22 protein-coding genes are annotated in these 25398 nt (G+C 60.6%); 10 read left to right on the forward strand and 12 right to left on the reverse strand.

Going from position 1 to position 25398, the window contains the following annotated elements; all coding sequences use genetic code 11:
• Positions 1-5: 5 nt before the first annotated feature.
• Positions 6-1307 carry an MFS transporter gene (locus tag B7Y49_RS01145; protein WP_374125722.1) on the reverse strand — a complete coding sequence of 434 codons (1302 nt, stop codon included), beginning with the start codon at positions 1305-1307 and terminating at the stop codon, positions 6-8.
• A gap of 131 nt (positions 1308-1438) precedes the next feature.
• On the opposite strand from B7Y49_RS01145, the gene B7Y49_RS01150 reads away from it, so the two are divergent.
• The 4 genes from B7Y49_RS01150 (at position 1439) to B7Y49_RS01165 (ending at position 5416) form a co-directional block, all read left to right on the forward strand.
• Positions 1439-2257: an SMP-30/gluconolactonase/LRE family protein gene (locus tag B7Y49_RS01150; protein ID WP_374125723.1), complete on the forward strand. Its 819-nt coding sequence runs from the start codon at positions 1439-1441 to the stop codon at positions 2255-2257.
• A gap of 148 nt (positions 2258-2405) precedes the next feature.
• On the forward strand, positions 2406-3614 hold the full coding sequence (locus tag B7Y49_RS01155; RefSeq protein WP_374125724.1) for a mannonate dehydratase: 1209 nt from the start codon (positions 2406-2408) through the stop codon (positions 3612-3614).
• Positions 3577-4680, forward strand: a complete 1104-nt coding sequence (locus B7Y49_RS01160) for an extracellular solute-binding protein (protein WP_374125725.1) — start codon at positions 3577-3579, stop codon at positions 4678-4680. The genes B7Y49_RS01155 and B7Y49_RS01160 overlap by 38 nt, the downstream gene beginning before the upstream one ends.
• Complete coding sequence (locus tag B7Y49_RS01165; RefSeq protein WP_374125726.1) at positions 4673-5416, forward strand: SDR family NAD(P)-dependent oxidoreductase; 744 nt, start codon at positions 4673-4675, stop codon at positions 5414-5416. Before B7Y49_RS01160 ends, B7Y49_RS01165 begins: the two co-directional genes overlap by 8 nt.
• 21 nt (positions 5417-5437) lie before the next feature.
• On the opposite strand, the gene B7Y49_RS01170 is transcribed toward B7Y49_RS01165, so the two are convergent.
• The 3 genes from B7Y49_RS01170 to B7Y49_RS01180 form a co-directional block, all read right to left on the reverse strand.
• The gene (locus B7Y49_RS01170; RefSeq protein ID WP_374125727.1) at positions 5438-6427 is read right to left on the reverse strand and encodes a mannonate dehydratase; all 990 of its coding nucleotides are present in this window, start codon (positions 6425-6427) and stop codon (positions 5438-5440) included.
• A gap of 54 nt (positions 6428-6481) precedes the next feature.
• Positions 6482-9397, reverse strand: coding sequence for a TonB-dependent receptor plug domain-containing protein (locus B7Y49_RS01175; protein ID WP_374125728.1), 2916 nt, complete (start codon positions 9395-9397; stop codon positions 6482-6484).
• A 68-nt stretch (positions 9398-9465) separates the two neighbouring features.
• On the reverse strand, positions 9466-10209 hold the full coding sequence (locus B7Y49_RS01180) for an RraA family protein (RefSeq protein WP_374125729.1): 744 nt from the start codon (positions 10207-10209) through the stop codon (positions 9466-9468).
• A gap of 387 nt (positions 10210-10596) precedes the next feature.
• Between B7Y49_RS01180 and B7Y49_RS01185 the strand changes: the two genes are divergently transcribed.
• From B7Y49_RS01185 to B7Y49_RS01195, 3 genes are all read left to right on the forward strand, one after another.
• On the forward strand, positions 10597-11337 hold the full coding sequence (locus B7Y49_RS01185; protein ID WP_374125730.1) for an IclR family transcriptional regulator: 741 nt from the start codon (positions 10597-10599) through the stop codon (positions 11335-11337).
• Between the two features lie 510 nt (positions 11338-11847).
• Positions 11848-12852 (forward strand): aspartate carbamoyltransferase catalytic subunit, encoded by a 1005-nt coding sequence (locus tag B7Y49_RS01190; protein ID WP_374125731.1) that lies wholly within the window; start codon positions 11848-11850, stop codon positions 12850-12852.
• On the forward strand, positions 12849-14069 hold the full coding sequence (locus tag B7Y49_RS01195) for a dihydroorotase family protein (protein WP_374125732.1): 1221 nt from the start codon (positions 12849-12851) through the stop codon (positions 14067-14069). The genes B7Y49_RS01190 and B7Y49_RS01195 overlap by 4 nt, the downstream gene beginning before the upstream one ends.
• 14 nt (positions 14070-14083) lie before the next feature.
• Here the strand turns inward: B7Y49_RS01195 and B7Y49_RS01200 are convergent, their stop codons facing one another.
• From B7Y49_RS01200 to B7Y49_RS01210, 3 genes are read right to left on the reverse strand one after another with little or no spacing between them, the layout of a single operon-like run.
• Positions 14084-15484 (reverse strand): tetratricopeptide repeat protein, encoded by a 1401-nt coding sequence (locus tag B7Y49_RS01200; protein ID WP_374125733.1) that lies wholly within the window; start codon positions 15482-15484, stop codon positions 14084-14086.
• Positions 15462-16067 carry a hypothetical protein gene (locus B7Y49_RS01205; RefSeq protein WP_374125734.1) on the reverse strand — a complete coding sequence of 202 codons (606 nt, stop codon included), beginning with the start codon at positions 16065-16067 and terminating at the stop codon, positions 15462-15464. Before B7Y49_RS01205 ends, B7Y49_RS01200 begins: the two co-directional genes overlap by 23 nt.
• Positions 16068-16077: 10 nt before the next feature.
• A complete protein-coding gene (locus tag B7Y49_RS01210) occupies positions 16078-16791 on the reverse strand; it encodes a ParA family protein (RefSeq protein ID WP_374125735.1) in 714 nt (237 codons plus the stop codon).
• Between the two features lie 222 nt (positions 16792-17013).
• Between B7Y49_RS01210 and B7Y49_RS01215 the strand changes: the two genes are divergently transcribed.
• The gene (locus B7Y49_RS01215; protein WP_374125736.1) at positions 17014-18060 is read left to right on the forward strand and encodes an SPOR domain-containing protein; all 1047 of its coding nucleotides are present in this window, start codon (positions 17014-17016) and stop codon (positions 18058-18060) included.
• On the opposite strand, the gene serB is transcribed toward B7Y49_RS01215, so the two are convergent.
• Complete coding sequence (serB, locus tag B7Y49_RS01220) at positions 18057-18938, reverse strand: phosphoserine phosphatase SerB (protein WP_374125737.1); 882 nt, start codon at positions 18936-18938, stop codon at positions 18057-18059. The two genes, B7Y49_RS01215 and serB, sit on opposite strands and share 4 nt — an antisense overlap.
• On the opposite strand from serB, the gene miaA reads away from it, so the two are divergent.
• The gene (gene miaA, locus B7Y49_RS01225; RefSeq protein ID WP_374125738.1) at positions 18931-19896 is read left to right on the forward strand and encodes a tRNA (adenosine(37)-N6)-dimethylallyltransferase MiaA; all 966 of its coding nucleotides are present in this window, start codon (positions 18931-18933) and stop codon (positions 19894-19896) included. The two genes, serB and miaA, sit on opposite strands and share 8 nt — an antisense overlap.
• Here the strand turns inward: miaA and B7Y49_RS01230 are convergent.
• Genes B7Y49_RS01230 through folE form a run of 3 tightly spaced genes read right to left on the reverse strand, consistent with a single transcriptional unit; the run spans position 19834 to position 21622 of the window.
• Entirely contained in the window at positions 19834-20190 is a 357-nt protein-coding gene (locus B7Y49_RS01230; protein WP_374125739.1) for a dihydroneopterin aldolase, read from the reverse strand. The genes miaA and B7Y49_RS01230 overlap by 63 nt on opposite strands.
• Positions 20183-20953 carry an SDR family NAD(P)-dependent oxidoreductase gene (locus B7Y49_RS01235; RefSeq protein WP_374125740.1) on the reverse strand — a complete coding sequence of 257 codons (771 nt, stop codon included), beginning with the start codon at positions 20951-20953 and terminating at the stop codon, positions 20183-20185. Before B7Y49_RS01235 ends, B7Y49_RS01230 begins: the two co-directional genes overlap by 8 nt.
• 48 nt (positions 20954-21001) lie before the next feature.
• Positions 21002-21622: a GTP cyclohydrolase I gene (gene folE / locus B7Y49_RS01240; protein ID WP_374125741.1), complete on the reverse strand. Its 621-nt coding sequence runs from the start codon at positions 21620-21622 to the stop codon at positions 21002-21004.
• Between the two features lie 231 nt (positions 21623-21853).
• Here folE and B7Y49_RS01245 point away from each other — a divergent pair, with 231 nt between their 5' ends.
• A complete protein-coding gene (locus B7Y49_RS01245) occupies positions 21854-24400 on the forward strand; it encodes a TonB-dependent receptor (protein WP_374125742.1) in 2547 nt (848 codons plus the stop codon).
• Between the two features lie 95 nt (positions 24401-24495).
• Here B7Y49_RS01245 and fghA read toward each other — a convergent pair whose 3' ends face one another.
• Entirely contained in the window at positions 24496-25338 is an 843-nt protein-coding gene (gene fghA, locus B7Y49_RS01250; protein ID WP_374125743.1) for an S-formylglutathione hydrolase, read from the reverse strand.
• Between the last annotated feature and the right edge of the window lie 60 nt (positions 25339-25398).

Consider the following 25398-nt stretch of genomic DNA (forward strand, 5'->3'; position numbering starts at 1 on the left):
GAAGCTCATAATGCCCCGACCGCACGGTTGGGGCGATCGAGCAAGGTGGTTATGCCCAACACCATCCCTGCAATCAGGGCAGCAATCGCAAGCACCTGCATACCGCCTTCCAGGCCATAGCTTGCCTTCATCGCCCCCATGATCGATGGCGATGCTGCACCGATCAGGAACCCTGATGCCAGCAATATGCCCGTCACGGTCGAGCGAAGCCGGTCCTCCACCACATCAAAGATCGCCGCGAAGATACCGGCATCGTAAATCCCCCGGAAAAAGCCAAACAAGCCGAGCGCGACATAGGCCTGCCACGCGGTGGATGCCGACGCTGCCCACCAGATGAACGGCACCATCCCGATCAATCCGAATGCCATCGAGAGCAAACGCACACGCGGCCAGCGCCCCATCAGCCGGTCAGTCGCCCAACTTGTAAGCGCAAGACCGGCATAGGCGCCGATGTGATGATAAACGACGGCTTCGAAACCGGCATAGGCAATCGGTACACCGAAGCGCTCGAACAGGAGCGTGGGGGTCCAGGTCAGGAAGCCAACGAGCACAAAAATCAGCCCGCCAAAGCCAATCATATGGGCGATGATGGTTGGCGTGCCCGCAATCACTGCAAGCGAGTCGCGAACCGTCGCCCGGGTCGTCGCCCAATCCTTCGGTGCCGCCGCCGCGTCGCGCAACGGCTGATGGCCACGCAATCGCCACATCAGAAAAATGCCCCAGGCAAGGCCGGCGATACCGTAAATCAGAAAGGCGGCACGCCAGCCAAGTGCCTGAGCGGTAAGGCCCGAGATCAAGCTGCCCAGCACAATCCCGGTGTAGTTGGCCGTCTGGTGCAGCGATAATGCGCGGGCGCGGGTTTTGACATGTGCCTCGCCAATCAGTGACGCTGCCGCGGGGGCATAAAGCGCCTCGCCTGCCCCAGTCGCAATGCCGCGATACATCAGCAGCAGCAGGAAACTCGACGCGAAACCCGTCAGCAACGTCCCCGTGCTGAACGTCAACAAGCTGATCACAACGACCTTGCGGCGATCGATGACATCACCCAGCCAGCCAGAGAGCGGCACCAGCAATCCATAAACGATGGTGAAGGTCGTCGCGATCGCACCCAAGGCGGCATCCCTGATCTGCAGGTCGGTTCGAATTAACGGCAGAACGACATTGAAAACTTGGCGATCCGCCTGGTTGAGAAAAAAAGCGACCCATAACAGCGCGACAATTTCCCATCGGCCAACGGGCGAAGGATGCCCCCTACCCGTCAAAGGCGTCCGATCCGGCCGTCCAGCGACCGCGCTCTCCCGATCCATTAATTTTCCTATTTGAACAATATGTATTTTTGTCCAGAGTAGATCGGCGATACACCTTCGACAAGCCCAGATCGGAACGTTGCATGATCGGAAGACTAGATCTCTCGCAGTTTGAACGAGCGCCAATCGTTTTGGCGAATGGCCTTCGCTTTCCGGAAGGTCCGGCGTTTGATGGGCAGAATCGGTTATGGGCTGTCGAACTGAAGGGCGGCGCGCTGCTGCGCATGAACGATGGCGTGGTCGAACGCATCGCCGTTGGCGGGGCGCCCAATGGCCTTGCCTTTTGGGATGACCAAGCCTGGTTCTGCGACGCCGACCAAAGAAGCATCCGGCGACTCAACGAAGATGGCATTTGCGAGACCATCGTCGATGCCGTTGACGGCGTGGCGCCTGATAGACCTAATGATCTGGCCTTTGATGCGGCAGGGAATCTGGTCTTTACGTGCCCCGGAAATTCGCGAACCGAGCCAACGGGATCCGTCTGGTGCCGCCGCCCTGATGGATCATTACGCGCGATCGCGCAGGGCATGTATTTCCCGAATGGCTTGGCGTTCAGTGCCGATGGGAAAACGCTGGTGATCGCCGAAACCTATCGACATCGGTTGTGGCGCGGGGTTTGGAACGCTGAAACGACCCAATGGATCGGTGCCACGCCATGGGCGGAAGTCGGCGGACCGATTGGCCCCGACGGCATGGCGTTTTGCGAGACCGGTGCGCTGTTCGTGGCGCTGTACGGGCTGGGGGCGGTCGCCGTGGTCGAAGGCGACACCCCCCTTATTCGGCGGATCGCGGTTGACGGCCAGTGCCCCACCAACCTCGCCTTTGATCCCGCCGGCACCCTTGGACTCGTGATTACCGAAGCCGATCAAGGGCGGCTGCTCCAATACCGGACCGATGTTCGAGGCGCCCCGCTTTTCCGAACCAAGCCAACGTCGCAACCGGGTGGATAATCACGTCGATCCTCAACGCACGCCGCGATAGCCTATTGCGTGATCCAACCCACGGCCCTATTCGAATACGGTGAAATCATAGACAAAACCGTATTTGAATATTTGATTGCCGATAAAAAGACGAGCCTCAAGGCTGGAGAGACAGATCATGGTGGAATTCAACGATCGCGCCCATCCCTTCAACGCGCTGCCGATGCGGACCGCCATTGCCACCTTTTGGCCGCCTACCGAGGATCGGCTCCGGTTCATGGCCCAGCTCGGCATTCAGGACGGGTTGTTATGGGCAACCACTTTCCCGACGCCTGAGGCGGTGAACTTCAAGGAACTCGTGCGCATCCGGCACCTGTACGAAGAACATGGCATCCGCCTGTTCGCTCTCGAAAGCGTGTCAGCGCATTTCTATGACAAAATCGTCTTGGGCAAAGATGGCCGCGACGAACAGATCGAGGCCTATAAGCGGATCATTCAAGCCTGTGGCCGCGCCGGCATCCCCGTGCTGGGGTATAACTGGATGATCAACGGCGTATGGCGATCGACCTATTCGCGGCCGGTGCGCGGCGGAGCGCGGGCTACCGCGTTCGATTACGCCCAGATGCGCGACGCGCCGCTCATCGCCGACCGCGACTATTCTGAAGAGGAATTCTGGGACAATTACGAATATTTCATCCGGCGCGTGCTGCCGGCAGCCGAGGCCGAGGGCGTCAAACTCGCCATTCATCCCAGCGATCCGCCGGTCCCCAAGCTTGGCGGCCTTCCCTGTCTGATGCGCAGCCCCGAAAATCTCGAACGGGCGATGGCGATCCAACCCAGCGACGCGCACGGCCTTACCTTCTGCCTGGGGAACTGGGGCGCGATGGGGGTTGATCTCACCCACTGGATCCGCAAGCTCGGCCCGGCTGGTAAGCTGCTCTATGTCCACTTTCAGGCAACCCGCGGCTGCGTGCCTAACTTCACCGAGAGCTTTATTGACGATGCTGATTATGATCCGATCGAGCTGATCAAGGTGCTCGATGAGGTGGGCTTCAACGGTGTCATGATCCCCGGCCATGTCCCGCAAATCGACATGGACGAGGAATGGCGAACCGAGCTGTCGTCAGCCAAGACACCCTATCGCCACCCCATGGGCGGCTTTGCGGCGCGTGCCTTCACGATCGGTTATCTCAAGGCAACCATCGCTGCGGTTCGGGCAGCGCGCGAGGGGCGGCTTGGTCCCGATATTGAGGCCGCACAAACACCCGCTGGCTCCCCTTTCCCGAACCGCGCTTGTCGATGCGTTGTAACCGATGCTGAAGGGGATCGCCTGGCAGCATACCCGTGCAATGGCCCCCTTGCATGCGCTGAGCGAGGTTTGGCGTGACTTGCGGGGCCAGTCGATCGTGACCTGGGATAGCCGCTCGCTCAAGGCCTTTGCGGAAACGCCGCTTGATGAATACCCCGATTACGATCTGATTATCTTCGATTATCCGTTCGCCGGCGAGGCCCTGGACGAAGGCTGGGTGATTGGCATGGAGACTTTGCTCGATCCGCAGGTGATTGAAGCGCGTCGGCAGGGATGTGTGGGACGCACCCTGGCGTCATTCGAATGGCAAGGGGGCATCGCCGCATTGCCCATCGATGCGGCAACGCATGTGTGCGCATGGCGCGAAGATCTATCGCCCGTTCTCCCGAGCAATTGGGCGGAAACCATCGCGCTGGCCCGATCAACAGGCAAAGTCGTTATGCCGATGACGCCAACGGCGATCTGGGGCGCGTTGATCACGCTCTGCGCGCACCGTGGCGCGCCACCGATGGACCTTCAGGCCGAAACCGCTTTTAACCGAGACATCGCCGTCGCAGCACTTTCCGACATCGCCGCCCTCGCGGTGGAATTGCCGTCATGGTGCTTCAAGGCTTCGCCCGTCGCAGTGCTGAACCGCATGAGCATGACCGACGATTTTGGCTATTGCCCCCTCACCTATGGCTATTCGGTGTATGCGATGCAGGGCTATGCACAGCATCCGCTGCGTTTCGGGGATATTCGGATCGATGTCGGGCAATCGCCCAATGGCGCCATTCTGGGGGGCGCGGGCATTGGTGTTCTGGCAGGAAGCCAAAACCCCCAGGCGGCTGCTCAACTCGCCGCCTGGCTGACATCGGATTCGATCCAGGGCCAACTCTACCCGCAATTCGGCGGTCAGCCCGCAGCGCGCGCAGGTTGGACAAACCCGGTGCAGGATGCGCTTGCAGGCGGCTTTTATGCAGATACGCTCGCAACGATGACGAATTGCTACCATCGACCGAACATGCCCGGTTTCCATGCATTCCAAACCCGGTCGGCCAATGCGCTGCATGCGATGGTTCAGCAGCGCAGCCCGGCTGAGATGGTGCTCGATAAGATCGATGCGGAATGGCAACGCTTGATACAAACGGTGGGCAATGTCTGACTTCAATCTGGCCGGAAAACGCGCGTTGGTGACCGGATCAAGCGAAGGCATCGGCCTTGCGATTGCGACCAAACTGGCCCGTGCTGGGGCTCATGTGCAACTCCACGGCATCGAAGCTCCCGATCACCCCCTTGCCCAAGCCGCCTTGGCCGAGGTCGGTGAGCGTGGCCGCTACACCGCTGCCGATCTGGCCGATCCGGAAGCGCTGGAAACACTTATCGCGACGACCGGGCCGATCGACATGTTGATATCGACCGTCGCCACTCAAGTCCGGCAGCCGCTGGGCGAGGTGACGATGGATGCCGTGGATCTGCAATTTCGGTTGAACTTCCAGTCGGCGCTTCAACTCATCCAGGCGGTTCTCCCCCAAATGCGCGCAAAGCGATGGGGGCGAATTGTGGTGATTGGCAGCGTGCAGGAGGCCAAACCGCATCCGCAAATGGTCACCTATGCCGCGCTGAAGGGCGCGCAGGAAAACCTCGTCCGCAACCTTGCCCTGCAACTCGCCGCCGACGGCGTTACCGTGAACAATGTTGCGCCCGGCGTCATCGTCACCCGCCGCAATCAAGCACCATTGGCCGATCCCGAATATGCCCGACAAGTGATCGAACGCATCCCGGCACGCGCTTATGGTGAACCTCGGGATATTGTCGGCGCCGTTCTGCTGCTTTGTTCTGAGGCCGGACGTTACATTACCGGCGCAACCATACCCATCGACGGCGGCATGCATATCTGATCGCCATGGTAGATCACGGCATCAGCACCATTGCATCCCGGTCGCCTGCATCAGGCCTTTGATGTACCCAATCGTATAGACCATGCCCTCGGGTTCATAGCCAACGCTGACGCCACCCTCGAAACTCTGTGGCGTCGGTGCGCCGACCATTGACGGGGCATGGTCAGGGCGCAGATAGCCGTCGAAGCCGATGTCGCGATAGGCGCGGAACATCGCCGCCATGTCGGTGTCACCGGATTCGGGAAAGGTCTCGACGAAATCGGTCCAGATGCCTTTCACGTCGCGGATATGGACATAGAAAATCTTGTTCTGCGCGCCGAAGCGGCGAACCAGCGCCTCCACATCCTCACCCATCGTCTTGTACGTCGCCTGGCAAAAGGTGAGGCCGTGCATCGGGCTATCGACCAGATCGAGCGCGCGCTGGCTGGCATCGGCGTTTATGAAGATGCGGGCAATCCCTCGGATCATTGGCGCTGGCGGATCATCGGGATGCATCGCCATGCGCACCCCGGCATCCTCGGCCGCGGGAATCACACGCTGGATGAAGTAGTTATAATTGTCCCATAAACTATCGGCATCAAGCGTGACGGGCGTGTCGAGCTCCCCCTCATCGGCATGGGTATAGCCAGTGGTCGTCGCCCCGCCGCGATCAGCGATGTTCAGCCGGTTGCGCAGCCAGCCGAGCGGCATGAAATTATAGCAAAGCAAATCGATCCCGCAGCGGCCCATATTCTGGAGCATCCGCTTGTACAGCTCGATATCATCATCGCGCCCGGGCTGGCCGAGCTTGATACGGGTCATGTCGAACTGGTCGCCCTCCATCCCCGCAATCCGGAAACCGCCCTCGGCATAACGATCAACCTCCGAACGAAGGCTGTCATAATCCCAGGGCGGCAGCTTGCCGGTGAGTTCAGGTGCAAGCTTGGCGATGACGTGGCGGATGCCCATCTGGCTGGCGAGCGGCCAGCGGCGATCAACCGCTGGTGGGATGAGCATCGTCAGCTTGATCATCGATCGGCCACCACAAAAACAAGGGGGCGAGCGCTTAGCTCGCCACCCCCCAGATCAGAACTTTGCCGAAATGCCCGCATAAACGAACCGGCCACGCACATCGTATAGACCACCGATCACATTCTCGGTCGAGGTCCGCGCTGGTGGTGATACGATCGGCGGCTGGCGATCGAACAGGTTGGTGGCGCCAAGCGTAAAGCTGAACCGATCGCTCAGATTGAACGCGATCTGGCCATCGCTGATCCAGTAATCGCCGATCCGGTTGTTCGCCAGCAGCGCCCCGGTTGCCGTCGTGTCGGAGACCGATGGCGACAGGTAACGCGTGTCAAGGCTCAGGCTCACCTTCGAAACGGTGTAGGTGCCGCCAAACTGGAAGCGATGGCGGAAATCGCCCACCTGACCGACACGATCATCGAGTGCCGCCCCAGCCCGGGCGACGAAATCATGCTGGAGCAACAGAGCGTAGTTCGCGCGCAGATCAAGCCGACCCGGTATCGCGCTGATTACCTTTTCGGGCTTGAAGCCATAGTTGAACTGCACATCAATGCCCGAAAGCTGCTCGGTCGCGGCGTTGAACAGCTGGTTCTGCACGCCGAGCAGCTGTCCGTTCACCGGATCGCGTTGAACGCGGCTACAAAAAACCGCTGGCAGGTTTGGCTGATCGTAACACTGGTTGATCGTATCCTGCACGGCCAGGGCTGAGATAACGTTGTCGATTTTGATATTGTAGTAATCGACAGAGAGCGACAGCCCGGTCAGTGCGCCCGAAGGCGTGAAGACGACGCCACCAGTATAGGTAAATGCCGCTTCTGCGTCGAGATTTGCGTTGCCCGAGTTGATCGAGACCAATGTACCACGCTGGGCCTGGGTTTGATCAAGCGTGGCTGCGAGCGCGCCAAGCTGCGCGTTACAATTCGCCAGACGGTTCCCCGTTCTTGCAATCGGCCGACCAAAATCATCGACCGTGTCGCACGGATCGAAAGAGGCGGCATTGGCGCGACCGACGGGTGCGAACAATTCGTTGATGTTTGGCGCGCGCACTGCCGTGCCGGTCGTGCCCCGGATGCGGATGGCATCATTGACCTGCCAATCGCCGCGCACATTCCACGAAAACTCGTTGCCAACCGTGGTATAATCGCTGAAGCGAACAGCGGCACCAAAGGCAAGCGACTTGAAAAAGGGCTTGTCCTTCAGCACGGGCACGCGCACTTCGGCAAACTGTTCGGTCACCGAATAACTGCCGTCAGCCCCATCGAGGAAGCGGACCGAGCTCGAACGATCGAGATAAGATGGTGCCGGATCGATCCGTGACGATTCCCGGCGATATTCGGCCCCCAGCACGACGCTGACGGGTCCAGCCGGCAGATTGAATACCTCGCCGCTGACAAAGCCCGAGACGACGGTCTGTTTCGCATCGGTAAGCGAGATGGAGGGGATCGTCGCATAATCTAGGAATTGCTGGCTAACCGAACCCACGCCGAAGACGTTCAGCGGGATACAGCCTAGCGCGACAAAGCGTGGATCGGCGCAGCGATCGTCCGCCAGATTGCCAGGTGTGCCATTGTTATCGACATCGACCGCCGCCGCCAACCGGAAGCGATCGAGAACGCCGGTTTCGGTCTGCGCGGACTTCACATTACCATATTGGTAATAGCCGTCATAAGTCCACGTTCCGAAGAGGTTACCGCGAACGCCACCCAGAATGCGGAACGTATCGCGTTCGACATCAATGAAGCGCGGACCCTGCTCGCTGAATCGGCGGTTGACCTGGACACCCGCCGCCGGAATCGCGCCGATCGTCGGAATGAGCGGCAACAGGAACGGGTTGTTCGCCGGGATCCGAGGACCATCAGCGGGTGCTTCAAACGGCGTACCGAACCGGGGAAGCCCTTGGAAGAAGATCACCTGCGGCTCGATCTGCATGCTCGTTTTGGCGTTGGCATAGCTGCTTTCGAGATAGGCCTCCGCCGTAAACCCATCGCCATCGACCAGTTTATAGCTGGTGTTGAACGATGCGATATAGCGTTCATTGGCAGCCTGCTGGCTGCGGATAGGTGAGCGCTGGAAAAAAGTCTCCGAAATCGGCGCGGTGGCGGCTGGGACCAGCTGATTGGCCGAATTGAAAATGAAGATTCCGTTGGCACCGCCAGTGATACGCCCGCCCGGAATGCCGCTTGAGCCACCAAGGCCGTTCTGCAGATTGTTGATCGCATCAAGCTGGCCGTAAGGCCGGTCGCCGAGCAAAAAGCCGTCCGATTTGTAATATTCGGCACCGACCACGAAATGCCCGCGATCATCAGCAAATTTGCTGCCGAGCAACGCGGTAAGCTGGCGCTCACCCGCATCGCCGCGATCGCTGATGCCACCGCGCGCACCCAGGCGAAGGCCTTCGAAATCGGTCTTGAGGATGATGTTGACCACGCCGCTGACCGCGTCCGCGCCGTAAATGGCCGAGGCGGCGCCGGTGACGACATCGAGCTGCTTGATCATCGATCCCGGGATCGAGTTGAGATCGACCGACGACGTGCCCGGATCACCACCGATATGGCGGCGACCATTGACGAGCACCAAGGTGCGTTGAACACCAAGGTTGCGCAGGTTGATCAGTTCGACGCCGGTGTTGAACCCGGCGTTGGCGGTTGCCTGGCTTTGGCCGGCATTGGTGAGCGCGTTGCCAAATTGTGGCAGATCATTCAGCGCATCGCTGATCAGCACATCGCCCTTGCGCGCAAAATCAGCTTCGCTAAGCGACTGGAGCGGTGCTTCCGATTTGAGGTTAGGTTGCTTGATGCGGCTGCCTGTCACCAGGATATCGGGCTCCGCCGACGTTTCTTCCATATCAGCAGGCACGCCAGCGGTTTGCGCTGATGCGGTTGCCCCTAGCGATGCGCACAGCATCAAGGCAGTGGCACCGTAAAGCGCGGCCTTCATCATCCGGATGCGCGCGATTCCAATCGACTTACCGTTCATCATTCCCCTCCTATGTCGTGTTTATGTTATTTGTGCTTATTGACAATAATTTAGACAGCTACGGCCGCTTAGAAGTAACCACCCTTCCCAGTGATTTCTTCGATCGACTGGCCCGCGGCGACCCAGCTGAAGATTTCATCTTCGCCCTTCTTCATCGCCTCAGCGCGTAACAGCACAGCTTCAGCGATGTCGCGTGGCACGACGACCACGCCGTCGATATCGCCCAGCACGACGTCGCCCGGCTTGATCACGACATCACCAATCAGAATGGGGATCTGATAATCGCTGATCTGGCACCGACCCAGCGAGCCGTTGGGGCTGCGATACCGGTAGAAAACCGGGAAATCCTTTTCCATGATCTGGTGGATGTCGCGAATGCCGCCATCTATGCAGGCACTGCGCACGCCCATCCGCACCGATGTGGCCGTCATCACGCCGCCCCACAGGGTGGCGCGATAATCGCCCGATGCGTCCCACATCACAAAGGCGTCGGGCGTGAGTTCGCCGAGCATCCGGGTCCGCGTTTCCATTTCGCCGGTGATGCGCACATTCGGCGCGCTCTTCACGGTGAAGGCAACGCCAGCCACCGTCTTTTCAGGGCGAAGCGGGATCAAATAGCTGGGGAGGGCCTGGTTGAGCAGGCAAAATTCGCGAAGCACGTCACTGACCAGGCCCGTGTAGAGATTCTCGAAACGTTCAAGGATGGCACTTTGCGGGACGGTGAACTCCGCCTGCGCCAAGCCTTCACGCGTCGCAATCAGTTCATCGAGGTTCATCATGCCCGCCTCACGGCGCTGGCCATTGCCTTCCATTACCATCTCCTGTTGTCGCCACTGACGGGCTTGGCCAGCTGCATAAATCCTGAACCGAAGCCATGTCAATCCGTTTAGGAACTTTTGCGCCACATGTTCTGATATGAATGACATTAATCACACACAGGCCGCTTGAACAGCTTTGCATAGTTGCCGTTGAATCGGCCCGAGCCGAGGTCCAACCTGACCTCAAAACCCGCTGCGCGCATAAAACTTGATTTTTCTCGGTCCTGTACCAGTAGTGGATTGCAACGCAGCGTTTTGCCGCACGCATCCTCGTGCGAAGATCAGTGGGAAGACCAAATGCCAAGGCCGTCGACAAAATTACCCGAGCCCTCACTGCGCAATGCGAGTGAAGCGCACCATGTACCGATCATCGACAAAATGATGATCCTGATCGACTTTATCCAAGCGTCAAATGGCTCAGGCGCAACAATTGGCGATCTTGTCACGGCAACCGCGCTGCCCAGATCGACGGTATATCGAATCCTCAATACCCTGACCTCGCACGCGCTACTGATTCGGTCAGCCAAGGGAAGTTACACGCTTGGCTATCGCTTGGTTGGCCTGGCTGCGAGCGTTACGGTCGAAATGAGTCAGGAAGAACTCCACGACGCGGTTCATCCCCATTTGGAAAGGCTCGCGGTAGAAACCGGCGAAACATGTAAGTTTTCCGTATTGGATGGCCTTAAAGCGTCAGTGATGGATGTGGTGCAGGGGGCCAGCGCGATGTCGCCAACGTCGCGCGTTGGTGCCAAATTCGATCTCCACGCGGGTGCTGCGTCAAAGCTGCTGCTGGCCTTTGGTGGTACGAAATTGTTCAACGATGTCATGGCCCAACCCCGTCAACGCTATACCGATCGAACCTTGATCGACACATCGGCTTTGTCGGATGAGCTGGAGCTGATCCGGGCCGAGCAATTGAGCCATGACCGCGGTGAGTGGAACGACAGCGTTCATGCCATTGCCGCGCCGGTTTTCTCGGCAAGCGGGCTGGTGGCAGGCGCGATCAGCGTCACTTATTTTGCCAGCCGCGACGAATCCGCTGTTGAAGTGAAGGTCCGCGAGCCTCTGCGCACTGCCGCCCACCAGGCGTCACTCGCGCTCGGTCACTATGTTCGGGGATAAAATCTGATTTAAAGTTATTCATTGAACTTTATACAAAAAGTCTATTATGTGAATTTCAATGAGAATCTTGGATAGCGGCATTCGGCAGTTGCGCGTAACCAGGAACCGATGAGAGGAGCATGGAGGATGATCGCGGTGTCACCTAGATTGGTGCATTGCGTTCATGACGATCGGTGCCCTCAACAGCCATTCGTCAAGCCTATGCCCAACACCTGCGGCGCACAGACCAACTGGCAGCCACAATGAAGGTCGACGATTATTCTGCGGCACCAGACACTGTAAAGTCCGAAGCACCAAATTCTAGCGCGCCGCCAACAATAGCCGCGGATCAGGCGCAGCAAGCGGCCGGACCTGAGGCAAACATCCGTTCGGCAACAGCAAGGGAATGCCTGTCAGAGTGTCAGGCGAGCCCCAGCTGGTGGGGCAGCTGCTTCTGATCGATCGAACAGCGCAAGTGAGGCACCGGTGCGGCTTGCGCACCCGCCCCTCCCCCGCTACCCAGCCGCTTTAATGCAACCGCCCGATCATCGCTCAGCCTCCCACAAGCCGGGGTCGCTCATCCCTGGACGCGCCGTGTTTCCGCACCGCGATTTGACGGGAATTGACGGGCTTCAGCCGCACGAGATCACTTTTCTGCTCGATGAGGCGGAACAATGGATCGAGGTGAACCGCAGCCGCGCCAAGAGCGAACGGCCGCTCGACGGGCTGACCCTGATCAACGCCTTTTTCGAAAACAGCACACGCACGCTGCTGTCGTTCGAAATCGCCGGGAAACGCATGGGGGCCGATGTTGTCAACATGCATGCCGCCCAATCGAGCGTCAAAAAGGGCGAGACGCTGATCGACACCGCCGTCACGCTCAACGCGATGCGCGCCGATATGCTGGTGATCCGCCATTCGAGCTCGGGCGCGGTGAAGCTGATCGCGAGCAAGGTCGATTGCCCGGTGCTCAATGCAGGAGACGGCTGGCACGAACACCCGACCCAAGCGCTGCTCGATGCCCTGACGATCCGGCGGCGGCGCGGATCTGTTGCCGGGCAGCGCGTCGTGATCTGCGGTGATCTGATGCACAGCCGCGTCGCCCGATCAAACATCCTCGCGCTAACCGCGCTTGCCGCCGAAGTGCGCGTCGTTGCGCCTTCGACCTTGATGCCTGCCGCAATCGAGCGGATGGGCGTGACGCCGTTCACCGATTTCGATGCTGCGCTCGACGGCGCTGATGTCGTGATGATGCTGCGCTTGCAGAATGAGCGGATGGATGGTGGCTTCATTCCCTCCACCCGCGAGTTTCATCTGCGCTATGGCCTCAATAGCGAGCGGCTGCGGCGGGCCAAGCCCGATGCGCTGGTGATGCACCCCGGCCCGATGAACCGGGGCGTCGAAATCAGCTCGGCCGTTGCCGATCACCCCGAACGGTCGGCAATTACCGAGCAGGTCGAAATGGGCGTGGCGGTGCGGATGGCCTGCCTTGATGTTCTCACCCGGCGCGCGCGCGGCGTGGAAGGTTGGGCATGACGGCGCTTGCCTTCACTAATGCTCGGCTGGTGCTGGCGGATGGCTTTCGCAATGGATCGCTCCTCGTCGAGGACGGCGTGATCACTGGGATCGGCACGGTCGATCTGCCCTCGGATGCCGATATTTACAATGTGGGAGGCAAGCTGCTGGCGCCCGCCATTATTGATCTGGGCGTGTTCGCGGTCGATCTGGCCGCCTGCCATGCTGGTGGAATCGTTCGCATTGGCCTGATGCCTGATCAGTCGCCGGTCCTCGACGATCCCGGCATCGTGCAGCGGGCTGCGCTGATCGGGCGACCTGATCTGTGGATTCACCCGATTGCGGCGGCGACGCGTGGACTGGCCGGGCGCGACATTGCCGAAATGGCGATCAACCGGGATGCAGGCGCCCGCGCAATCGGCACCGGTCGCGGCTGGATTGGCGATGCAGGCGTGATGCGCAAAGTGCTGCGCTACGCCGCCGATCTGGGCCTGACGGTGATCGCCCATGCCGAGGATGGCGGGCTCGCTGCCGGCAGTGTTGCGACCGAGGGCGAAACGGCGACACGGCTCGGCCTGCCTGCCGCCCCTGCAATTGCCGAAGCGCTGGCGATTGCGCGCGATGTGATGCTGGCGGAGGAAACCGGTGCCGCGCTTCATTTCCGCCAAGTGACAACAGCGGCAGGTTTTGCGCTGGTACGCGCGGCCAAGGCGCGCGGCGTGCGGGTGACGTGCGGCATTACGCCAGCCCATTTGTTGTTGTCGGATATCGCGATGAGCGATTTTCGCAGTTTCGCGCACCTTTCCCCCCCTCTTCGGGCTGAGTCAGATCGTCAGGCGGCGCTGGCGGCACTCGCTGATGGAACGATCGATATAGTGTCATCGGGGCATGATCCACGTGGACCTGAAGAGAAGCGCTTGCCCTTCGCCGACTCAGCACCCGGGATGGCGGGGGCCGAGACGTTGCTAGCGCTTGGGCTTGGATTGGTGCGCGACGGGGTGGTGACGATCGAACGACTATTCGGACTGTTGGCGACCCATCCAGCGCGATTACTGGGCATTGAAGCAGGCTCCATCGCGATCGGCATGCCGGCCGATCTGGTCGTCGTAGATGACGAAAAGCCCTGGCAAATCACCACCGACACCCTGATCGGCCGCGCAGGCAATACACCGTTTGACGGCCTGCCCGTTCAGGGCAAACCGGTGATGTTATTCAAAGGTGGCAACCGGTTGCGCTAACCGGGTAGCTCAACCTACCGCGACGCGAGCTGGCGTGGGGCCTGGACCCAACGGGCGATCTGGTCCCCCGCCCCTGCCCGCACGAAGCAGGTACCGCCGTGCGCGCGATACGCACCGCACATCGCGACAGCATCGGCGCGCGCAAAACTGCCGACCGATAGGCGGTAAAATTGCCCAGCAGCGGTACGAACGGCAACGCCTGACGGCTTTTGCTCGGCCAGCGCCGGATAACGGCGGGTTGCCTTCATCCAGCCATCGCGGGCAATCGCCGAATTGGCATAGGCGCCGAGCTGAACGAAATAGCTGCCCTTTGCAGGCATCGTCGTCGCCACTGCCGGTTCGACATGGGCGATGGCTGCGGCAGTCGATGATGAGAAGCGGCGTGCTGCGATGCCGCTGGCCTTGGCCCGCACATAATTGGCTGGAAGCGCCTGGACGACCGGATTGCGCGCCCCGAACACGATCGATGGACGAGCCGATACCTCGGCGACCTGGACCGGCTCAGGCGATGCGGCAGGCATCGACATATCTTCGGCGGGAACCGTCTGTGCAACGGCGAGTGGCGTTGCGACAGGTTCACCGGGCTTGCCAGGCATATAGGCGTCGACGGATTCGGCCACCTGGGGCTGCGGGGAGACCTGCGCGTTAAGCGCTAGCGCAACTGGCTGGCCCTGATCCTCAACAGCGCGCACGCCGATTAGGCTCGCCACCTGGTCCGATGCCGCCTTGGGATGCGCGAATGCCGCCCATTCCATGATCCGCTGATCGATTTCACCAGGCGTTACATCCAGTGCGGCGACGCTCTTTGCCTCTGGCCAGCGCCCGGCGAGTGCCAAGGCGAGTGCCAGATTCTGCCGGGTCTTGGCGTCGGTGGCCGGGCCACGCGCCGCCTCAGTCAGCAGTTCGACAGCCGTTACGGGGTCACCCGCCAGCGCCATCGCCAAACCGCGATCAGCCACGGGGATAATCGCTGCATGGTCCTCAAGCGTTTTGCGTGCCGATGCCCAATCCCCCGTCGCCGTCTGCGCCAGCGCCAGGTTGAGCGCGGTCGGGCCGTCGGCGGGCGATAGCGTGACCGAATCGGTAAAGGCATCGCGTGCAGAGGAGAATCGCCCAGCGCGGAGATAGGCCGTGCCCAGCAATGCCCGGTAGCTCGCATCCTGCGGGCTGAAATGTACCGCGCGCTCGGCAAAAGCGATCGCGGCCGCGATCCTGTCCTTTGACAGCGCCTTCTGCGCTTTGGCGGCATCGCTTGCCGCCTGTTTCAACGCTTTGGCATCGAGCGCCCCGGCAATCGCGATGCTCGTCTGCGTCAACGCGGTGCCGACGGTCGCCCCGCCGATGATAAGGGCGGATAGGCCCAAGGTCGCAATTGTCCGGCTCTTCATGGCATCAGCCCCCATTACTCTGGTCATCATCCGCCCCAGTCGACAGCCGGTATGCCATCGCTTCCACCTCGGGCAGCGTCTTCAAGAAACTATCGAGCGCCTCAGTCACCAGTTGCTGCGCCGACTGGCGGTGCAGCGCGCTGGCAAGGCGCAGGCGTAAATGGCGATCGGCATCGAGCCGAAGCGTGAATGCCGCTTTGGAACTACCGGCAGGTGGCGCAATGCCGCCACCGCCCCGCCGCTTTGGCGAGCGCTCGGTTGACGACGAAACGTCGCGCGGCATCGCCATTGGTACGGCAGGGGAAATCGAATGCGATGCCGCCTGAATCAGGACCGGGGCAACGCCCTCAGGCGCTGGTGCTGCAGCCTCGATTTCCTGGCTCAACGCTTCACGCTGGCGCAGCACAGGCGGCAATGGCAGCGGCTCGGCCGGCGCTGGGCCGGGCTGGCTGTCATTATGGCCCATGTCATTCCAGCCGAGATCGTCGATCGCCTCCGATACGGCACCAAAACCCGAAAAGCCTTGCGGACGCATCGCCGGCTTCGCCTGACCCTTGCGTGCCAGCAGGCCCGAAGAGAGCGAAGCGAAAGGTTTGGGTTGTCCCATCATCGCCACCACCTCAGCTTACGACGCGGCGGCCGAAGCCACCCATCTGGCGGTTCGGCGCAAACCCGCCCGGCGCCTGCGGGGCGCTGAAAACGGTGCGGCGGAAATTCTTTTCGAGCCGGTCGGCGATATAGCCCCAGAGCTGCTCGATCTCGGCAGCAGACCGCCCGCCGGGATCGACCTCCATCACGGTACGCCCATCAATCATCGATGCAGCAAAATCGGTACGGTGATGAATGGTGATCGGCGCGACGGTGCCGTGCTGAGAGAGCGCGACAGCCGCCTCACTGGTGATCTTGGCCTTTGGCGTGGCTCCGTTGACCACAAAGATCAGCGGTTTTCCCGCGCGGTCACACAAATCAACGGTGGCGCCAACGGCGCGCAGATCATGCGGGCTGGGGCGGGTCGGGATAACGATCAGCTCGGCCACCGCGATCACGCTCTGGATCGCCATGGTGATGGCCGGTGGGGTGTCGATCATCGCAAGCCGAAAGCCCTGCTGGCGCAGCACCTCGAGATCGGCAGCGAGCCGGGCCACGGTAGTTTGGGCAAAGGCCGGAAACTCGCTTTCGCGCTCGTTCCACCAGTCCGACAGCGATCCTTGCGGATCGATATCGATCAGAACGACGGGACCACCGCCCGAACGCTGCGCCTGAACGGCGAGGTGCCCGGACAATGTGGTCTTACCCGAACCACCTTTTTGAGAAGCCATCGCGAGAACGCGCATTATTTCCCCGGTCTTACCTGTTTCAGCGGGGAAAATGCCATGTCGAGTGATAAGAAGTGGTTAACATCCGCGTGGCGGGTGCAGGCGGTGCTCTGGGCGCAGCGACCAACGCAAAATCGCCCCGAAATGAGCCCCTCGGGACATATGGCTAACCATTTATTACCCAATTTTCGATTAAACAGCCATATTGAATTGACCAGCTTGGGCGGATGGGGACGGAACATGATCAAGCGACGCGCGATGATCAGCACAGCAGCGATGGCATTGGCCGCGATAGGCATGGTCGCGATCAGCGCGCCCGCCCGCGCCGATGTGAAGTCAGGCGTGGATGCCTGGAGCCGGGGCGAGTATAAAAAGGCTGTCGAGAATTGGCGCCCGCTCGCCATTGCCGGAGATGCCGATGCCCAGTTCAACCTTGGCCAGGCCTATAAACTAGGTCGCGGTGTGCCGGTCGATCTGGCGCTGGCGGAGGAATGGTATCGCAAGGCGGCTTTCCAGGGCCATCTTCAGGCCGAGGATTCCTATGGCTTGACCCTGTTTCAGAACAACAAGCGCGACGAAGCCGTCCGCTGGCTCGAACGATCCGCTGGCAGAGGCGAACCCCGCGCCCAGCTCGTGCTCGGTACGATGTTCTTCAATGGCGATGCGGTGAAGAAGGATTGGGTCCGCGCTTATGCACTGGTTACCCGGGCGGCGGCATCGGGCCTGCCGCAGGGCGGGCAGACCTTGGGCCAGATGGACCAATATATCCCGGCGGACGTGCGGCAACAGGGCATTGCACTTGCCCGTGATTATGAAGCAGCAGCAGAACGGCCACGCGATGTTCCCGAAGTCGCAGGTCAGGGATCGTCAGGGCTGCGTGGCACCGAACTGCCCGCTTCGACATTTGCGGAAGGCGGAGAGGCACGCCCCGCACTCAATGCGACCAAGGCGCCCACCAAGCCCATAAAGCCGCCGGTCGTTGCCAAAGCGCCAGCCCCTGCCATTACGCCGGCCCAGGTTGCGCCTGCCGTTCCCCGTCCGGTTTCGGGCAAGGGCTGGCGCGTTCAGTTCGGTGCGTTTCGTGATGAAGGCAATGCACGGGGGCTGTGGCAGCAATTGCAGGCCAAGGTTGGCGGCATGAATGCGCTTCAACCAATCTATGCGCGCGTCGGCACGCTCACCAAACTCCAGGCCGGACCGCTCGCGTCAAGTGCCGATGCAGCACAACTGTGCCGCGCGGTCAGCGCCAAAGCACCGGGTACCCCCTGCGTCCCCGTTGCGCCCTAGGACGTGACCCACTCGCTCGACGGTATTCCCTGCGCATAGAGCAAGGCCGTCAGGTCGTTATGGTCGATCCTGACGGCCGCCGCTGCGGCGACCACTGGCTTGGCATGATAGGCACAGCCAAGCCCTGCCCGGCAGATCATCGCCAGATCGTTCGCACCGTCACCCACCGCCATCGTCGCTTCGGGGGGGATTGCGAGTTGGGCGATCGCTGCGAGCAGGGTCGCCTCCTTGGTTCCAGAATCGACGATCGGACGCGCCACGAGGCCGTCGAGCTTGCCATCAGCGATCCCCAATCGATTGGCGATCACCCGGTCGAAGCCGATCGCCTTGCCAACCGGATCTGCAAAGCGGGTGAAGCCGCCCGAGACCAAGATGGCTGTGCCGCCGCGCGCTCGCATGGTCCGCACCAGCGCGATCGCACCGGGCATGATCATCACGCGATCGGCTAGGCACTTGTCGATCGCCGCCTCATCAAGCCCCTTCAGCAACGCAACCCGCGCGTCGAGTGCCTCGGCAAAATCGAGCTCGCCGCGCATCGCGGCTTCAGTCACCGCTGCGATCTGGGGTTTGATGCCTGCATAATCGGCGAGTTCATCGATGCATTCGACCGTGATCATCGTCGAATCCATGTCGGCAATCAGCAATGATTTCGGCCGCGCCATCATCCCCTGCACCACCACATCGGTGCGATCAAAAGTGCCCTCCAGCGCCGTTCGCGCCATATCGGGCGCTTGGCCGAACATCAGGTCCGCCGCGCGTTCGGGCTCGACCCAGCCCGATCCGACGACCGCGCATCCAGCCGCGTTCAGCCGATCTAGCGCCTCAGAAATATGGCCTGCATCGAGCCGGTCTGCTGCTATCAGCGTTGCAATGAACATGGCCGTTTCCCCTCTGGCACCGCGCGTTGCGCTCATCGCAGGGCCAACCGCCAGCGGCAAGTCTGCGTTGGCAATGGCGCTCGCCGAAGCGACCGGCGGTACAGTCATCAACGCAGATTCAGCGCAGGTCTATGCCGATTTGCGGGTGCTTTCGGCGCGCCCCAGCACCCTCGATGAAGCCCGCGTGCCGCACCGGCTGTTCGGTCATGTCGAGGCAACCGACATCTATTCCGCCGCGCGCTGGGCGACCGAGGCGACGAACGCCATTGATGAAGCCCATGCCGCCGGTTCGCTGCCCATCCTGGTCGGCGGCACTGGGCTGTATTTGCGGACATTGCTCGATGGGATTGCGCCGGTGCCGGATATCGATCCTTCGGTCCGCGCGGCGGTGCGGGCGCTGTCGGTAGTCTCCGCATACGAGCAGCTCCAAGCGCTCGACCCGGCCGCCGCCGATCGACTGGCACCAGCAGACACAACCCGCATCGCCCGCGCGCTTGAAGTCGTGCGGTCGACGGGACGAACGCTTGCCGACTGGCAGCGCCAGTTAAGCGGTGGCATCGGCAATCGGATCACGCTGGTTCCGCTTATTCTGTTGCCCGATCGGGACTGGCTCATCGATCGGTGCGATGCCCGGTTGGCAGCGATGTTCGATGGTGGCGCCGAGGCCGAGGTCGCGGCCCTGCGCGCACGCACGGATATAGCGCCGAATGCGCCGATCATGCGCGCGATCGGCGTGCGCGAAATCGCGGGATGGCTCGATGGCGCGGTCGACCGGGCCACAGCGCTTGCGCAGGCGCAGCTTGCGACGCGGCGCTATGCCAAAAGGCAATATACGTGGTTTCGCCACCAACCCCCGATCGATTGGCCTCGCACTGACCTGCGCGACACAACAGACCTACTCGCGCTGGCGATCAATCTGGCAGCCGACCGCGGCGTCAGGATAGACATCGGGCTTTGATGATCGCACCCGAACCCGCTGTACGCGCGGATCGACAAGCGCGATGGTGGCGATCGCCTCGCACAATGTTTCCTGAAGATTGAAATGGCGGCTCGCTGCCAGCGCTAATATCTCACGGCGCAGGAAATCATAATCGACCACGGCGTTGATCGCATCCGGCAAGCTGGCATCATCATAACGGCAATGGAGCCAAACCGATATCGTCACGCGCTGCGGCGCGGCAAGTTCTTCGGGATGGATGCCGATCCGCATCAGCAGCGACAGGCCGTCGAGTACCGTCGTAAATTCAGCCATGCGCCGTTCCTCGCGTCGAAAACATTATGTCGCGCGCGAGTGGCACGAAGCGCTGCCCCGCATCCACAAAGATCGTCTGGCCGGTAATGCCGCGCGCGCCAACCAGGAACGCCACCGCCGCTGCCACCTGATCGGCACCGACCGGGCGGCGAAGCAGATTTTCCGCCGCCACAGCAGCGAACTCCGCCTCGGTCTGATCCAGGCTGGGCAAGGTCAGCCCGGGGGCCACGGCGTTGACCGTAATCCGATCAGCGAACGCCTGCGCCAGCATCGGGGTGGCCCCGGCAAGCGCGAGTTTGCTGCAGGTATAGGAAAAGAAATCAGGGTTCAGATTGGCGAGCTTCTGATCGAGCAGATTGACAACCGCGCCGTGGGCCAGATCGGCTTGATCAGCCATCGCACAGGCAAGCAGCACCGGTGCCGTCAGATTGACCTGCATATGCCGGTCAATCTCTGCCCCGCTTGTGATGGGCGGGGTATCATAAGCGAACAACGAAGCATTGTTGACCAGCCCTGCCACCGGCACGCCAAAGGCGGCGCGGGCATTGGCAATCAGTGATGTCGCCGCATCCGCGTCCGCCAAATCCTGCTCGATCGCTATGGCGCCTGAACCGAGCGCGGCGACAATTGCGTCGGCTTCTGCCTGAGACTGGCGGTGGTGGATGACGACGCGGTAGCCATCATCCACCAACCGACGGGCAATCGTCGCCCCCATCCGCCGCGCACCGCCCGTGACGATGACGCAGCCTTCACTGATCGCCACGATTGCCCAAGTCCTTCATTGCCTGAATCAGGTGCGTTCGACGCTATCCTATACGCCCATCAACGCCAGCACTTCTTTGCGGCTGCGTTCATCATCGCGGAACACGCCCATCATGCGGCTGGTGGTCATCGAGACGCCGGGCGTCCGCACGCCCCGTGCCGTCATGCAGGCATGGCTCGCTTCGATGACCACAGCCACGCCCAGCGGCTTCAGATTTTCCCAGATGCAGTTGGCGACTTCTGCCGTCAGCCGTTCCTGCACCTGCAACCGCCGGGCATAAGTGTGGAGAACGCGCGCCAGTTTCGAAATACCGACGACCCAGTTGCTCGGCAAATAGGCGATGTGCGCCTTGCCGATGATCGGGGCCATGTGATGCTCGCAATGCGATTGAAACGGGATGTCCTTTAACAGGACAATTTCGTCATAGCCGCCGACTTCCTCAAAAATTCGCGACAAATGATAGGCCGGATCATCGCTGTATCCGGCGCAATATTCCTTCCATGCACGCGCCACGCGCTGCGGCGTATCGATCAAACCCTCGCGTGCCGGATCATCGCCTGCCCAACGGATCAGGGTTCGAACGGCATCCGCAACGTCTTCTGGAACTGCTATTTTCTGCGGTGGGGCCATATTTTTTTCGGCTTCCACCGCGCCAACTTCGTCAATCATTCATCCTCCGTGTCGACCGATTCGAAAAATACGCTACGTCAACCGCGATTCAGCGCCGAACCAGTTCGATTTTCAAACTGTCTCATTTGGGCAACATTGACGCAAGTGCGCAGTTTTCCGCGCATAATCGATTGACGGCATGATTTGATGACCGCTATTTTGCCAGCCGGAGTATCAATAGCGCCGCGGAAATCGACGTCGATCGACAGCGGATCAGGAGGGGAATTCTCGATGAAGAAATTTGAACTGCTCGCCGCGTCTGCACTGGTGATGTTTTGCACGACGCCCGCTTTCGCCCAGACCGCCGCGCCAAGCGCCGCCCAGGAAGCTGACGAAACCGCCGATTCCGACATCGTCGTTACCGCCAGCAAGCGCGAAACCACGTTGCTTGACACCCCGATCGCCGTTTCGGTGACCTCGGGCAAGACGATCCAGGACGCCCAGATCCGCGATCTTATCGATCTGCAGACGGTCGTTCCGTCGCTGCGCGTGTCGCAGCTTCAGTCATCGGCTAACACCAACTTCATCATCCGCGGTTTCGGCAACGGCGCGAACAATGCAGGCATCGAGCCTTCGGTCGGTGTGTTCATCGACGGCGTCTATCGTTCGCGCTCGGCTGCTGCCATCGCCGATCTGCCCAACCTGAAGCGCGTCGAAGTGCTGCGCGGCCCACAGGCTACCCTGTTCGGCAAGAACGCATCGGCAGGTATCATCAGCATCGTAACCGCTGAGCCAGCCTTCAAGTTCGGCGGCTCGGCTGAACTTTCCTATGGCAATTATAACGCTTTCGTTGCCAAGGCCGATATCACGGGCCCGATTTCCGAGACCGTCGCTTTCTCGCTGGCTGGTAACTACAACCGCCGCGACGGCTACGTCTTCGACGCTGGTCTGAACACCGATTCAAGCGATCGCAACCGTTACGGCGTACGTGGCCAGCTGCTCTGGCAGCCAAATGCTGATCTGAAGTTCCGCCTGATCGGTGACTTTGATCAGATTGACGAAAATTGCTGCGCCATCGCCAACATCGTTGCCGGTCCAACCGCAGCGATCATCAACGGCCTGGCCGGTGGTCGTGGGCTCGATGCCAACAACCCGTTCTCCTATGTCACGTTCAGCAACTTCCCATCGTCGAACGACATTAAGAACTATGGTGGCTCGCTGCAGGGCGATTACACGATGGGGTCGCTCTCGCTGACCTCGATCACGGCCTATCGCAAGGTCGATTCGTTGACGAACCAGGACTCGGATTTCACGAGCGCCAACCTGATCAGCAACAACAGCCAGGATCTGAAGATCGACACCTTCACGCAGGAAATTCGCCTGACGTCGGATTTTGAAGGGCCGCTGAACTTCCTGGTCGGTGGGTATTACTTCAACGAAAAGATCAACCAGCAGAACGACATCAACTTCGGTACGCAGTTCCGTCCTTATGGTGACGCCCTGATCCGCGGCGCAACCGGCAATACGCTTAATGTGGCCTTGCTTGAGGGCACGTTCGGCGCGCTTGAAGGTGCACCGACGCGTTACGTCAACACCTTCTTCCGCACCGGCGATGGTCTGGACGAAGCTTACCGCTTGGCCGATGAATCCTTCTCGATCTTCGGTACCGTCGATTTCAAGATCACTGATCGACTGACCCTGACGGGCGGCATCAACTACACCGATGACCGCAAGCAGTTCCGTACCAACATTATCAGCAGCGACGTTTTTGCCGGCATCAACTTCAATGATCCGCGCTATGCGCCGTTCCGTAACCAATTGATCCTGGGCGGTGCACTTGCCGCTGGCGTGCCGCTGGCACAGGCTCAGGCGATTGCCCTTGCTGGCCAGAACAACCCGGCGCAGAACCCGCTGAACGGCTTGCGCGGCCTGCAGTTCCTGCCGCCATTCCTCAACGTGCCGAATTCGGTCGAGCCTGGCCGGACAAGCGACGACAACGTGTCCTACACGGCTCGCTTGTCGTACAAGCTGAACTCGAACCTCAGCGTCTACGTCACTTATGCCACTGGCTTTAAAGCAAGCTCGGTCAACCTGTCGCGCGATAGCCGTCCGACGCCAGCTGATCTTGTTCGCATCCAGACAGCCGGCATCGCGACCACTAACCTGACATCGGGTTCGCGCTTCGCCGGTCCGGAAAAGTCGCGCGTTTATGAAGGCGGCATCAAGGGGCAGTTCCCCGGTGTTGCTTTCAACATCGCGATTTTCGACCAGCAGATCGAAGGTTTCCAGGGCAACATCTTCACTGGCACGGGCTTTGTACTCAACAATGCCGGTGCCCAGTCGACCTTTGGTATCGAATTTGACGGCAGCTACTCGCCTTCGAAGGCAATTACGTTCAACGCCGCTGTGACGTATCTCGATCCCGTCTTCAATTCGTTCGTCAACGGCTCGCAGTTCAGCCCGACCTTCGGCGTTGTTCCTGCAAACCTCACCGGCCTGCGCCCATCCGGTATTCCTGAATTCTCGGTGTCAGGCGGCTGGACGTTCAATCATGAGTTCTCGAACGATTTCAAGATGTTCCTGCGCGGCGATTATCAGTACAACAGCCCCGTCATCATCTCCGAAGGTCTGCCGCAGTTCACGCGGTCTATCCAGTCGCTGAACATGTCGCTCACTGGCCAGTTCCGCAAGAATCTGGAAGTTTCGGTTTGGGGTCGTAACATGCTGAATGCGCAGTATCTGACGACGATCTTCCCATCGGTCGCTCAGGCAGGAAGCCTTTCGGGCTATCCCAGCCAGCCAGTCACGTATGGCGGCACGGTGCGCTTCAAGTTCTGATGGCTCGGGGTCGGTTCGTCCGACCCCGCTTGCCAGCGAAAAGGGCTCGCGACATCTAGTCGCGAGCCTTTTTTCTAAGACGACGTCGTTGGGTGTTACGCCTTCATTCGCTCGGCATGCCAGGCGATATGATCGGGCATGAACGTGGCGATGAAGAAATAGCTGTGATCATAGCCCGGCTGCATCCGCAGCGTGACCGGCATGTCCGCCGCCGCGCAGGCTTCGGCCAACAACCCGGTCTTGAGCTGTTCGTCCAAGAAGCTGTCGGCATCACCCTGGTCAATCAGCAGATCGGGCAACCGCGCGCCATCCGCAATCAGCGCACACGCATCATAGGCGCGCCAGGCAGCCTGATCCTCGCCCAGATAGCCGCTCAGCGCCTTCTGCCCCCAAGGGCAGCGGATCGGTGAAACGATTGGAGCGAAAGCGGAAACGCTGCGAAACCGGTCTGGATGGCGAAGTGCAATCGTCAGCGCGCCATGGCCGCCCATCGAGTGCCCTGTTATCCCCTGTCGCGACAGATCGGCCATCGGCAATGCCTCGGCAATCAGTGCAGGCAATTCGGTTTCGATATAGGTCCGCATCCTGAAATGTGTTGCCCAGGGAGCCTCAGTCGCATCGACATAAAAGCCAGCCCCCTGCCCAAAATCATAGACATCAACATCGGGAACGCCCTCGCCCCGCGGCGACGTATCGGGCGCGATGAAGATGATGCCATGCTCAGCACATGCCGCACGATAACCGCCTTTGTCCGTTACGTTCGCGTGCGTGCAGGTAAGCCCCGAAAGATACCAGAGCACCGGCAACTTCGACCCAGGGGGATGGGGCGGGACAAAGACCGAAAAGGTCATGTCTGTGCCCGTGCTGGTCGACGCATGACAATATACCTCCTGCATGCCGCCATCGGCGCGCGAAGAAATCAATTTTTCCAATGCCATCCTGCGTATCTTTCATGATCTGATTCAGGTTGATCGCGCGCAAAGCGTCGCCCGGTTCGT

It is taken from the genome of Sphingomonas sp. 28-62-11 (genome assembly GCF_002278865.1).
Lineage (GTDB): Bacteria > Pseudomonadota > Alphaproteobacteria > Sphingomonadales > Sphingomonadaceae > Sphingomonas.